The 12,284-nt window shown below is 65.0% G+C and carries 10 protein-coding genes; 3 read left to right on the forward strand and 7 right to left on the reverse strand.

Annotation, left to right across the window (positions count from 1 at the left end; all coding sequences use genetic code 11):
- Positions 1-29: 29 nt before the first annotated feature.
- Positions 30-1,931, forward strand: coding sequence for an ATP-binding cassette domain-containing protein (locus tag H7A12_13165; GenBank protein ID MCP5321756.1), 1,902 nt, complete (start codon positions 30-32; stop codon positions 1,929-1,931).
- Positions 1,932-3,033: 1,102 nt separating this feature from the next.
- On the opposite strand, the gene H7A12_13170 is transcribed toward H7A12_13165, so the two are convergent.
- Complete coding sequence (locus H7A12_13170) at positions 3,034-3,504, reverse strand: CYTH domain-containing protein (protein MCP5321757.1); 471 nt, start codon at positions 3,502-3,504, stop codon at positions 3,034-3,036.
- A 142-nt stretch (positions 3,505-3,646) separates the two neighbouring features.
- On the opposite strand from H7A12_13170, the gene H7A12_13175 reads away from it, so the two are divergent.
- Entirely contained in the window at positions 3,647-4,480 is an 834-nt protein-coding gene (locus H7A12_13175; protein ID MCP5321758.1) for an SDR family oxidoreductase, read from the forward strand.
- 84 nt (positions 4,481-4,564) lie between these two features.
- Here the strand turns inward: H7A12_13175 and H7A12_13180 are convergent, their stop codons facing one another.
- The 5 genes from H7A12_13180 to H7A12_13200 form a co-directional block, all read right to left on the reverse strand.
- A complete protein-coding gene (locus H7A12_13180; GenBank protein ID MCP5321759.1) occupies positions 4,565-5,992 on the reverse strand; it encodes an FAD-dependent oxidoreductase in 1,428 nt (475 codons plus the stop codon).
- Positions 5,993-6,084: 92 nt separating this feature from the next.
- Positions 6,085-7,254 (reverse strand): helix-turn-helix transcriptional regulator, encoded by a 1,170-nt coding sequence (locus H7A12_13185; protein ID MCP5321760.1) that lies wholly within the window; start codon positions 7,252-7,254, stop codon positions 6,085-6,087.
- A complete protein-coding gene (locus tag H7A12_13190) occupies positions 7,251-8,570 on the reverse strand; it encodes a hypothetical protein (protein ID MCP5321761.1) in 1,320 nt (439 codons plus the stop codon). Before H7A12_13190 ends, H7A12_13185 begins: the two co-directional genes overlap by 4 nt.
- Positions 8,567-8,785: a DUF2249 domain-containing protein gene (locus H7A12_13195; GenBank protein ID MCP5321762.1), complete on the reverse strand. Its 219-nt coding sequence runs from the start codon at positions 8,783-8,785 to the stop codon at positions 8,567-8,569. Before H7A12_13195 ends, H7A12_13190 begins: the two co-directional genes overlap by 4 nt.
- A 38-nt stretch (positions 8,786-8,823) precedes the next feature.
- Positions 8,824-9,270: a hemerythrin domain-containing protein gene (locus tag H7A12_13200; protein MCP5321763.1), complete on the reverse strand. Its 447-nt coding sequence runs from the start codon at positions 9,268-9,270 to the stop codon at positions 8,824-8,826.
- A 307-nt stretch (positions 9,271-9,577) separates the two neighbouring features.
- Here H7A12_13200 and H7A12_13205 point away from each other — a divergent pair, with 307 nt between their 5' ends.
- On the forward strand, positions 9,578-10,246 hold the full coding sequence (locus H7A12_13205) for a TetR/AcrR family transcriptional regulator (protein ID MCP5321764.1): 669 nt from the start codon (positions 9,578-9,580) through the stop codon (positions 10,244-10,246).
- Between the two features lie 63 nt (positions 10,247-10,309).
- On the opposite strand, the gene H7A12_13210 is transcribed toward H7A12_13205, so the two are convergent.
- The gene (locus H7A12_13210; protein MCP5321765.1) at positions 10,310-12,214 is read right to left on the reverse strand and encodes a DUF3604 domain-containing protein; all 1,905 of its coding nucleotides are present in this window, start codon (positions 12,212-12,214) and stop codon (positions 10,310-10,312) included.
- Positions 12,215-12,284: the final 70 nt, after the last annotated feature.

A 12,284-nucleotide genomic window follows, 5' to 3' on the forward strand; every position in this document is an offset into this window, starting at 1 on the left:
AAGTCAGCTCCGATCACTTCTCGGCCACGATGATCCACCTGAGCGGCGTCGCGCTTGCGCGCGGCGCACGCAGCCTGCTCGCCGACGCCAGCCTGCGCATTCATGCGGGCGAGCGCGTCGGCGTCGTCGGCCGCAACGGCTGCGGCAAGTCCACCCTGTTCGCGCTGCTGCGCAGCCAGATCCAGCCCGATGCCGGCCACTGCGAAGTGCCCGCCGACTGGCGCATCGCCGCAATGGAGCAGGAGGTTGCGGCCAGTGCGCGCAGAGCGATCGACTTCGTACTCGACGGCGACGCCGAACTGCGTGCGCTCGAGACGGCGATCGCAACGGCCGGTGATGCCGAACTCGGTGAGTTGCACGCGCGTTTTGCCGCGATCGACGGCTACCGTGCCGCCGCCCGTGCGCACGAACTGCTGGATGGTCTTGGCTTTGCACCGGGAGACCACGAACGCGAAGTGCGCGAATTTTCCGGCGGCTGGCGGCTGCGGCTCGCGCTGGCACGCACGCTGATATGTCCAAGCGAGCTGATGCTCCTCGACGAGCCGACCAACCACCTCGACCTCGATGCACTGATCTGGCTCGAAACCTGGCTCACGCGTTACCCCGGCACGCTGATCCTGATCTCGCACGACCGCGACTTCCTCGACAGCGTCTGCAACCGTATCGTCGCATTCGAGAACGGCACGCTGGCGCTGTATCGCGGCAACTACTCTGCGTACGAACGCCAGCGCGCAGAACGCCTCGCCGGACAGCAGCAGGCGTACGAGAAGCAGCAGCAGCGCATCCGCGAGATCGAGTCCTTCGTCGCACGCTTTCGCGCCAAGGCAACCAAGGCGCGCCAGGCGCAGAGCCGCCTGAAGGAACTCGAGCGCATGACGCGCATTGCAGCAGCCCACGTCGATTCCGCACTCACCTTGCGCCTGCCGTGCCACGACCGCGTGTCCACGCCACTGCTGAACTTCGAGCACGCCACGCTCGGTTACGGATCACGCTCGGTACTCACGCACGTGGAGCTCGGAATCATGCCGGGGCAGCGCATCGGCCTGCTCGGAGCCAACGGCGCCGGCAAGTCGACGCTGATCAGGTCGATCGCCGGCGAACTCACACCGCGCGCGGGGCAACGCCACACGGGCGAACATCTGCGTATCGGCTACTTCGCACAGCACCAGCTCGAGGCACTCGATCCGCTCGCCTCGCCGTTCCTGCACGTACAACGCCTGAGTCCGCAGGCAAGCGAACAATCGATCCGCGATTTCCTCGGTGGCTACGGCTTTCACGGCGACCAGGCGCTGGCAGTGGTCGGCACCTTCTCGGGCGGGGAGCAGGCACGCGTTGCGCTCGCGCTGGTCGCCTGGCAACGACCGAACCTGTTGCTGCTCGACGAACCGACCAACCACCTCGACCTGGAAATGCGTCACGCCCTGACGCTCGCGCTGCAGGAATACCCCGGCGCCGTGCTGCTCGTCTCGCACGACCGCCACCTGCTGCGCAACACGGTCGATGAGTTCCTGCTGGTCGCAGACAGCCGCGTGACACCTTTCGAGGGTGATCTCGAAGACTACCGCAAGCTGCTCGAGGGCCGCTCGCGTGCAGGCGACACGGCTGACCAGGAAGCACCCACCGGCGACACGGGTGCACGCATCGACCGGCGTGACGAACGGCGCCTTGCGGCCGAAAGGCGCGAACGGCTGCGCCCGCTGCGCCAGCGTGTTGCCGACCTCGAGCGCGAGATGAACGCGTTGCATGCGGAACTCGGCAGCATCGATACGCGGTTGCAGGATCCGGAGTTGTACGAAGCGAGCCTCTCCTCACAGGTGCAGGAACTGCTGCGCCAGCAGGGCGTGCTGAAACAGCAACTCGGCGTCTGCGAGCAAGCCTGGCTGGAAGCCAGCGAAGAACTCGAAGCCAGCCAGACGCACCCGTCGGGTTGAAACCCGACCTACGTAGGTCGGCATTCATGCCGACGGGAACGTCGGGTTGAAACCCGACCCACGCCGGCCGGTAGTCGGGTCCGTAGGTCGGCATTCATGCCGACGGAAACGTCGGGTTGAAACCCGACCCACGCCGGCTGGCGTTCGAATCCGTAGGTCGGCATTCATGCCGACGGAAACGTCGGGTTGAAACCCGACCCACGCCGGCTGGCGTTCGAATCCGCAGGTCGGCATTCATGCCGACTGGAATGTCGGGTTGAAACCCGACCCACGCAGGCTGGCGTTCAAATCCGTAGGTCGGCATTCATGCCGACGGGAACGTCGGGTTGAAACCCGACCTACGCAGGCCGGTGTTCGGATCCGTAGGTCGGCATGCATGCCGACGGAAACGTCGGGTTGAAACCCGACCTACGCCGGCTGGCGTTCAAATCCGTAGGTCGGCATTCATGCCGACGGAAACGTCGGGTTGAAACCCGACCCACGCCGGCTGGCGTTCGAATCCGTAGGTCGGCATTCATGCCGACGGAAACGTCGGGTTGAAACCCGACCCACGCCGGCTGGCGTTCAAATCCGTAGGTCGGCATTCATGCCGACGGAAACGTCGGGTTGAAACCCGACCCACGCAGGCTGGCGTTCGAATCCGTAGGTCAGCATTCATGCCGACGGGAATGCCGGGTTGAAACCCGACCCACACCGGCTGGCGTTCAAATCCGTAGGTCGGCATTCATGCCGACGGAAACGTCGGGTTGAAACCCGACCCACGCAGGCTGGCGTTCGAATCCGTAGGTCAGCATTCATGCCGACGGGAATGCCGGGTTGAAACCCGACCCACACCGGCTGGCGTTCGAATCCGTAGGTCGGCATTCATGCCGACGGGAACGTCGGGTTGAAACCCGACCCACGCAGGCTGGCGTTCGAATCCGTAGGTCGGCATTCATGCCGACGGAAACGTCGGGTTGAAACCCGACCCACGCCGGCCGGTGGTCGGGTCCGTAGGTCGGCATTCATGCCGACGGAAACGTCGGGTTGAAACCCGACCCACGCAGGCTGGCGTTCAAATCCGCAGGTCGGCATTCATGCCGACACGCGACGACCAGAGCGATCAAGCCCCATCCCAACTGCGGTACGGGCGGGCCGCCAGACTGGCGTTGTAATAACGCGGATCGGCCGATACTTCGGCACCCAACCACGGCGGACACTCGAACGGTTCATCCTCGCGTGCAAGCTCGATTTCTGCAACGACCAGCCCCTCGTTGTCACCGTGGAAAACGTCGACCTCCCACAGCTTCCCCGCATGCGACACCCGGTAACGCGTCTTGTCGACCAGCGCACTGCCGCACAGCTCCGCCAGACAGAACCGGGCATGCGCGAGCGGGATCTCGTACTCCAGCTCATGCCGGCTGATGCCCTCGCGGCGTCCCTTGATCGTCAGCCATGCACGCCCATCGCCGGTGCGTACGCGCACGGTCGCGCGCTTGGTACTCGCCAGATAGCCCTGGGTCAGACGCTCGCCCTGCAGGCCGGCGAGGAATATGGTCGTGTTCACCAGAAACTTGCGTTCAATCTCGCGCATCTCCGCGTCATCCAGTCCATGCAAATGCCGACATGGTACGCGCTCCCGCGATCGCGCGTCGCACCGTACGATCAACGCTTGCACACACCGTTTCAGCAGCCGAGAATGCCCGACACTCTCACAACACAGACGGAGCACTGCAATGGATCTCGGACTGGCAGGCAAGACGGTAATCGTGACTGGAGGCAGTGGCGGCATCGGTCGCGGGCTGGTGCTCGAGTTCGCACGCGAAGGCTGCAACGTGGTGAGCGCCTCGCGCGATGAAACGACCGGCCAGCACATGGCCGAAGAGGCACGTGCCGCCGGATTTGCCGGCAAGATACTGGCAGCACGCACCGACGTGACCGACCGTGCGAGCGTCGACGCGATGGTCGCGCGTGCACGCGAGACATTCGGCCCGGTCGACGTGCTGGTCAACAACGCGGGCGGCGTGGCAGAGCCGTGTGCATTCGAGGAACTCGACGAATCCAGGCGACGCTGGGAACTGGCGCTCAACGTCGACGGCGTCGTCAACTGCTGTCAGGCGGTCGCCGCCGACATGCTTGGACGCAACACCGGCTCGATCATCAATATTTCGTCGAACTCCTCGCTGCTCGGTGAAGCGGCAGCCAACGTGATCCACTACGGCGGCACCAAGGGTTTCGTGAACAGTTTTGGCAAGGCACTGGCGTGGGAGTGGGCCAAGAAGGGCGTACGCGTCAACACCATCTGCCCCGGCTGGATCGTACCGTACGAGGCAGGCAATGTCGGCGAAGGAAGCTTCTGGAACCGTTTCGGCTTCGAGACCATGGGCAAGCCGGACGACATGGAACGCGCGCTGCAGGACGGTACGCTCTTCAACATGAGCGGGCTGCCGATCCCACGGTTGGGGCGCCCGGAAGACATCGCCTATCTCGCGATGTTCCTCGCATCCGAGCGCGCGAGCTACGTCACCGGGCAATTGCTCAGCGTCAGCGGCGGAGCCTGGATGTATTGAACCCTGCCGTTCGCAGCTGCACCCCGGGACGCAGCACCCTGCGTCCCGGGGTACAGACCTCGCTCGAGGCGTTGCCCCTGCTCCTCAGATGATCCCCAGCCGCTGACCGATACGTGCCGCAGGAATCATCACGCGACGAATCAGGAAGTCCTGCTTGCCTGGATCCTCGACCGCTACCGGTTTCTGCATCGGGAACGGCAGCAGATCCAGACGATCACTGGCCAGTGCCTTTCCAAGCGTCATGCCGAACAGAGGGCACATCAGGTTACCCCACGCATTGAAGTGCATCAGCCCGTACAGACCGTCTCCCAGGTCGTACACACCGGGAAACTCCTCGTCGCGCAGTGCCACGCGTCCGGTCCAGTAATCCTGCATGCGGATATCCATCCCGCGCGTCTCGGGCCAGGTGCGGTGGATCCACCGGAGATGGCGCGCGAAACTGCCCTGTGCGTCGTCGGGATGCGAAGCACTCGGGATGCTCGAGACGATGATGCGCCCGTGCCCGTCCACCAGGAACGGATTCAGGTCGACCGGTTCCTGCGCCAGCGTCGCACCGCCCGGCATCACGAGCGCACGAGCCTCGGGCGGCAGTGGTTCGGTGGAGATCGCATACGCCGTCAGCGGATAGAAGCTGTCCCTGAACTGCGGAACGATTGCAGTCGAATAGGCATTGGTGCAGAACACCACGCGGTCCGCGCTCACCGAACCCTGTGCCGTCGCGACGCGCCAGCGCTGGCCGACACGCGACAACGAAACCGCCTCGCTGTCACCGAATACCCGCGCACCGTGTGCCACTGCGGCCCGGATCATCCCGTTCGTGAACAGGTAAGGATTCACGCGCCCGCCGTCACGATACAGCACACCCAGCGTGTAGTAGCGCGAGCCGGTCATTGCTTCCATCTCGGAGCCCGAGAGGTATTCGATGCGCTGACCCTGCTCGTCACGCCAGTACGCCGACGCCGTCTTCAGCGAGTCGAACACGCCGTTGCGGGTGGCTGCATGCAGATAGCCTGATTGGGTTGCGTCACAGTCGATGCCATGCCTGCGCGCAAGATCGAAGGTGATCGTGTGGTGCTCACGGAACAATTCGAGAAACGCCTTGCCCTTGTCCGCAAACCGCTCGAACACGGAACGATCCTTCAGCGTCGGCAGCACATGGCCCGCGTTGCGACCAGACGCTCCCCAACCTGGCTGGCGCGCCTCCAGCACCACGACATCGACTCCGGCCTCGGCGAGATGCAGCGCCAGCGAACTCCCCGCCAGCCCTGCACCAACCACGAGTACGGCAGCATCGAGATCGGCGCCCAGCACCGGGTATCCCGGCAGCACACCCGTTGGTGCGGTCCAGCCACTGTCAGCGATCGGTACCGCTCCGGCTTCGTAGGCGTCGACTCCGCCCCCCCCGGAAGGCGCCGTGCCGCTCGCTGCATCACGCTCACCGGAATCACAGCCCCCGATCAGCGAAGCGGTGACCAGCGCAGCGGAACCCTTGAGACAATCGCGTCTTTTCATCTGGCATGCACTCCACGGTACGGGGAAACGGCTGGATTGGCAGTCTCCGTGAAAAGACCTCGTACAACCAGTACCAAGTGGTACCAGCGGCCCTAGCCGAGCAGCGCCAGGCTCCGATGCACCAGGCGAACCAGTTCGCTGCGATTGCGGATCCCGGTCTTGGCATAGATACGCTTCGAGTAGTTGCGCGCGGCCGCTTCCGCGACCCCGATATGGCGCGCGGCATCGGCAAGCGCACATCCATCGGCGAGCAGCAGCGTCAGCCGTGCTTCCTGCGGCGTGAGGCCGAACAGTCGCTCGACCAGTTCACGCGACGACTGACGATCCGGCTGCAAAGCCTCGAGTCGTTGCGTCGGATCGGTCAGGTAGACGACCACACTCGGGGCATGTGCGCCCCGGAACCACAACGCCTGCATGAGCGGGCGCACCAGCACGCCGAGCGGATGCCCTGCCTTCGCAGCGATTCGCAGCAGTTCGCCCGGTCCCGCAGGACTGCCATCGGCAGCGAGTGCAGCCGCATCGCGCAACGCACGGTCGAGCTTGCGCTGCACTCCGGGATCCGTGCTGCGCAGACGCCCGCGCGTGATCGCCAGACCCGGTTCTGCCGCCAGAATCGCCTGCGCCACCCGGTTCAGGCGCATCACGCGCAGTTCGCCGTCGAGCAGCAATGTACCGAGCGCAAAGTGCTCGATCGTGTCTTCATAGATCGTACATTCGGCCTCGCGCGTCTTCTGTACCGCGTACAGCGCGAGTGTTCGCGCCAGATGCGGCAGCAAGGTGCGCAGCAGATCGACGTGCGCACCATCGAACGGCATGGTGTGAGCCTGCGCACGCACGATGTCGATCCATCCACGCATCCCGCCGGGCTCGGCAAAGCCGACCCGCAGGCAACTGCCGATACCAAGCTCGTTCACGTAGCGTGCAAACTCCGCGCTGCGCTCCACGCTGTCCAGTTGCACGATCGTGCCTGGCGCGAACAACGCCAGTCGCAACGGGTCATCGTGCATGAAATCGCGCCGATACGTCGTCTCCACCGCGACCCAGTCGGTCGCATCGGCCGGGTCCTGCGCCATCACATAACTGTCGCGTACCAGCCCCTGCGGGTGATGCAGCGTGATCGCGACGTTGCGTGCCTCGAACAGAACCCGCAACCGCTCTGCGAAACCCCGCCAGGGTTCCGCCTCGAGCGGGCCCTCATACAGGGCGCCGAGCAGGTCGAGCAGTTCGTCGGTCGCCGGAGGCAAGCGGTGCCACGCCTTCATGCCGCGGCATCACCCGCACCGTTGCGCTCTGTCGCAGCCGCACGACCGTCCTCGACGCTCGCCACGCAGCGCCGGTAGCGGCGCGTCACCTGCAGCAGATTCCAGCCAAGCCAACCGTTGGAGACGGCAAGGGCGATTCCGGCGGGAAGCGCAAGCACGGGCAGCAGCGCCGTGCCGGCCAGCAACAGCACCGCGGCCAGATGGACGAACCACGGGCGCAGGGTCTCGTCGTCACGCAAAAACTGGTTCATCGAGGGCACCCGCGTCTGCGCCAACTGCTGCAGGTGCAGCCAGGCGAGGAACGGCACGATCTTGCAGAGCATTCCCGAAATGAACGATACGAAACCACCGACGATCAACAGCACGCCGGATACGGATATCCAGGCAGCGTGGTGCGGCAACTCGGGAAACAGCACGACGCCCACCATCATCGCCAGCGCGAGTGCACTGGCGACCATACCCGCCTGCCAGTAGCGGTACGTCGCGTCGGCCTTGGCACGCCGACGCTGCCACTGCAACTTCAGCGTGAGTGCCGCAAAGGCGATACCGGTGGCAGCCAGGGAGGCCTGCGCCAGCGGTATCAGCCACGACGGACCAAAGACTGCCGAAGTCCCCCAGACGACGAGCGCACCCATGATCGCCAGAGGAAACACCCACGCGGGCCGTGCCGGATACCCCGGTGTGAGCTGGAACATCGGCACGACCACGTAGGCCACTGCCGCGAGCAGCACTCCTGCCCAGCCCCCCAACCCCCAGCCGGCGTGCAGATCGGTGAGCGCCGCGAGCTCGAGCTGCCAGCCGCGCGCCAGCGCGAACGCGAGCAGCCCGCCCAGCAGAACGGTTACGACGAGCGCGATGAATGCAAGCTTCAGGCCCCGGATGGTCGGACTGGTCGAGCGCACGCGAAACACCACCGACGCGGCGACGACGAATACGGTGACTGCCAGCATCAGCAGCAGCGCACCGGCTTCGAGCGCAAACGGGCTACCCCAGCGCAACCCGCCCACGAGCAGCAGCGCACCGACGAACGACAGCGGGTGCACCACGCGCGCGACCGGCACCGGCCGGCTCAGCGAAGCGCCGGCAACCACCGGCAACACCTGGATCGCCGCACCGATCATCGCCTGCAGCATGAAGCCGGCAGTGAGCAGATGCGTCAACCCGAGCGCCGCAGGACTCCAGCGCGATGCGAGCGCATCGACCCCGTCGAATGCAAACAGCAGGCCTGCCAATACCCCGAACAGCGGGGCGGTAAGGAAAAAGCGCAGCGGCGCAGCGAACGGCGGCGCACTGTCGAATGACAGCACCGCCTTCATGCGCCAGGCCCCTCCGCCATCGATGCACCTGCACAGGTGATCAGGATATCGAACGTGCCATCGGGACGCAGTTCGCTGTGCCAACTGTGCCCTTCCCGTCGCAACACGCTGTACAGCGGGTGCGGCTCACGAAACAGCCTGAGCAGCATCGTCTCACCGGGCAGCAGTGTGCCGAGCATCGCCAGCGTCGCTTCCAGCGGTTCCGGCGGCGCCATGTAGCGCGCGTCGATCACGCGCGGCGGATCCTGCTGCTTCACGACACCCCGATTTCACTTGCGAGACGCTGCTCCAGCACGCCGCCGTCGTTGCCCAGATGCTGATCGCACATCGGATAAAGGATGTTCTCCTCCTTCATGTTGTGCTGCTGCATCATGATCAGCAGCGTCTCCGCAACACCGAGGTAATCATCCACACGCCCGGCAGCAAGCACTTCCGCGGCCTCGTCCATCAGGATGCGCATGCGCTGGTGCTCCATGCGCATGACCTGCGTGGGACCGCCGCTCATGCCGGTATGCTCCTCGAACGACGGAAACAACGTGGTTTCCTCACTGTTGAAATGCGCGACCATCGCGGCATGAAAACGGGTGAAGGCCTCACGTGCCACATCGACTTCCCCGCGCCCGATCGCCTGTTCGGCGCTCGCGAACAGGTCGTCGCAGTGACGGTGGTCATCGGTCATCAGATTGCGGATACCGCTCATGTTCACTCCAGCAGGGCTACACCGGTTACACGCGATCATTGCCGCACTGCGGCACGACGCGGCGATAGATTACGCGATCGATTGGATCGTGTCTCGCCGCAGCCGTAACACCAGCACGGGGCTACGGAGGCGCTCGCAAAGGCGATCGATCGTCGCCGCATGCAGTGCGCGACGATGCCGTCACACCGGTAGGACGCCGTACATGCATCCCTGCAGGCTCGAGCCGGATCGAGCCTCGAGCCGGATCGAGCCTGTCGGCTATCGAATTGACCTAAAATGCCGCCGCCAGAGACAAGGGATCAGATACGTGCCGACTCGACCCCGAACCAGTCCATCGGAACACACGCGCAAGCGCATCCTCGACACGGCCGAAAGACTGTTCGGTGAGAGCGGCGTCGCAGCGGTATCACTGCGCGACATCAATCGTGCAGCCGGTATCAGCCAAGGCGTTCTCCATTATCATTTTGGCGGCCGTGACGCACTGATCGAGGCGCTGTTGCAGCGCACCCTGCCCGGCATCAACGCACAGCGCCGACAGATGCTCGCCACGGTGATGGCGTCTGGGCGCACCCCGGACGAACGCGACTTCGCCGAAATCCTCTGTCTGCCGCTGGCACGCCTGGCGGTCGGCAAGCAGTCCGACGGACACCGTTTTCTGCGTTGTCTGGCGCGTCTGTCGCAGGAACACAATCCGGTCTGGGCTCGGATGGCCCGCGAGCAGATGGCTGACATGGCACTGGATGAACTGCTGCGCGCGCGCGCACCCGCGTGCGAAGCATCGAGGATCGAATGGGCGATCGAGATCACGATGAATGCGATTCACTCCACGCTGAACGATATCGGGCGTCCTGCGCAGACCTGGCAGCACGCGTTGGCTGCCAAGCCGATGACGGCAGAGCAACAGATCGCGGCGTTGACCGAATTCGTATGCGCAGGAATCCGCGCCGTGCTCGCCGCCAACACATCGGGCACATAGCCGGCACCCGCACTCGCCCCGGGCCTCGTCTGCATCCCGGCAGGGGTATCGGCTTGCGGGTGTCTATCTGGACGCCTGGGCCCGGTACCAGATCGGCGAAGACCAGGCGCGCTCCTGGACCGTCGCAGCCGTGGTCTGCGGCCGCGGCAAGCCGGTACGTGCGGCCATCAACGTGGTCCAGCGCGGCGTTTCGATCTCCAGAACCCGCAGGTAGTACACGGCCGACTGCCGGGGGTTGAACGCGGGATCCTGCCAGTACGCCGTGAGTTCGGCCGCTCCAACGCGATCCTCGTATGTCCCTTGTTCCAGATCCACCGTCGAGGGCAGACGCGGAGCCCGGCCGCTCGCCGGATCCACGACTCGCCCGTCGGACAGCGCCACGTCGAAGACCTGCTCCTTCGCCGTGTCGCCGTCGAGCCATACCTTGACGATCTGGGCACGATCCAGATTTGCCCCATCGGGGGCCTTGGCTGCCCACATCAGGAAGACCGGGGCAGCCCCGACCGGCGACACGGGCAGGTCGGAACCCATCGGCACCCCATCGGCATAGGCCCGCTCGAGCCAATCGCGTTGCCCGAGCAGGCCGGGCGCGTAATTCCAGCCCGCGAACAGTCGCAGCCGGATGCGGGTGCCCGACGTCGCGAACGTTTCCCGGCGTTGCAGCGCAGCAAAAATCGCGTCGCGCGTGTTCGTCTCGGCCCACACGCCGGTCAGCCCGCCCGAGCCGAACAGCTTTGCATCCGGTATGGTCGCGCTCGGTTCGGCCAGGTACGCCCGCGACGCCTCCAGGTCAGGCGCTCTCTGCACATCGAACCCGTCGGCCATCACCGCGGCATTCTCGGCAGACGTGGTGAGTCCGTTGTGGAAATCCGTTCCTCCGACCATGCCGAAGCGGAACGGATTCTGCCCGGTACGCCGCTCGATCAGCAGTCCGCGCCCCAGCGCATCACGCGCGTAGCTTCCGGGTGGCTTGCCCGGCAGGTCCAGCCGCGGCACCAGGCGATCCATGACCTCGAAGTCTGCGAACTCATCGTTCGGTGACAGCATCGGCGCCGTTTCCGACTGCCCCTTGCTCTGGTAGATCTCGAGCAGCGGTTCGTTCAGTGCCCGGCGCTGCGCGTACGCGGCGTCGATCGGCCTGCCGTCGGAGTCGTTCCAGTCGAACATGAAACCTTCGCTGGCGTTCGCGTTGTGCGGTATCGCCAGCACCCGATAGCCGTGCGCACGACTGTCCTCGAGATAACGCCACAGATCCTCGGGACGTTTCGAATCGGCTGCGCTGAACGGCAGCGGCGCCGAATCGCCCGCGAAGATCACGTTGCGGTGCAGGTTGTAGCGATCGTCCGGATGCGATGTCCATTCGTAACCGATGAAGGTCGTGAATTCTCCGGGCCGGTAGTTGGCGTTGGCTGCCTCGATCACCCGCTGCCAGGTCGACTGAAATGCGGCCGCTGCGTTCAGCTCGCGCATCTGCACCGGATCCATCAGCCGTTTCTGCAGTTCACGCGACAGCGTGGCCGCATCCAGCGTCGCCTTCATCTTGCGGTACTCATCCGCGAACGCCGACCTGGACAGCTCACTGTGCGGGTCTTCGATCGTATTCAGAAACCCCATGTACTCGGCGTGATCCGTCACCGCCATGAAGTCGAGCGGTGCATGGCGACGCGCCGGCTTGCCGAGGTAATCGACCGCCTCGCCACGGCCGAAGCGATAGGCAGCGGCTGGATCGATGCGCGCGGGACTGAATGAAAATGCGTCGAAGGACCAGGAGGTGTGCAGGTGCAGCTCGCCGAACAGCGCGATGCGTCGCTCCGGAGCCGGTTGCACAGCAGCCCCGGGACTCGCATGGCCTGCCGCCGGCATGTCCTCGCCGGCTGCCCGCACCACCGGTACCGAGGCCAATGCAAGCGCGCAGACACTCGCCGTCATCCACCACACGATTGCCGAACCGATACCTGCGTTGTGCATGACGACACGCCCTCCCGTTCCTGGCTGCGGTGAACCCGTCGATACGAAACCCTCTGCGGAAGGTGCAGCG

This window comes from Pseudomonadales bacterium (assembly GCA_024234165.1).
Classification (GTDB): Bacteria; Pseudomonadota; Gammaproteobacteria; order Pseudomonadales; family UBA5518; genus UBA5518.

What these genes read in the sequence shown, in the direction of transcription:
- H7A12_13200 (MCP5321763.1), bottom strand. Translation starts at nt 9,270, where the DNA reads ATGAGCGGTATCCGCAATCTGATGACCGATGACCACCGTCACTGCGAC.
- H7A12_13170 (MCP5321757.1), bottom strand. Translation starts at nt 3,504, where the DNA reads ATGCGCGAGATTGAACGCAAGTTTCTGGTGAACACGACCATATTCCTC.
- H7A12_13190 (MCP5321761.1), bottom strand. Translation starts at nt 8,570, where the DNA reads ATGAAGGCGGTGCTGTCATTCGACAGTGCGCCGCCGTTCGCTGCGCCG.
- H7A12_13210 (MCP5321765.1), bottom strand. Translation starts at nt 12,214, where the DNA reads ATGCACAACGCAGGTATCGGTTCGGCAATCGTGTGGTGGATGACGGCG.
- H7A12_13175 (MCP5321758.1), top strand. Translation starts at nt 3,647, where the DNA reads ATGGATCTCGGACTGGCAGGCAAGACGGTAATCGTGACTGGAGGCAGT.
- H7A12_13180 (MCP5321759.1), bottom strand. Translation starts at nt 5,992, where the DNA reads ATGAAAAGACGCGATTGTCTCAAGGGTTCCGCTGCGCTGGTCACCGCT.
- H7A12_13195 (MCP5321762.1), bottom strand. Translation starts at nt 8,785, where the DNA reads ATGGCGCCGCCGGAACCGCTGGAAGCGACGCTGGCGATGCTCGGCACA.
- H7A12_13185 (MCP5321760.1), bottom strand. Translation starts at nt 7,254, where the DNA reads ATGAAGGCGTGGCACCGCTTGCCTCCGGCGACCGACGAACTGCTCGAC.
- H7A12_13165 (MCP5321756.1), top strand. Translation starts at nt 30, where the DNA reads ATGATCCACCTGAGCGGCGTCGCGCTTGCGCGCGGCGCACGCAGCCTG.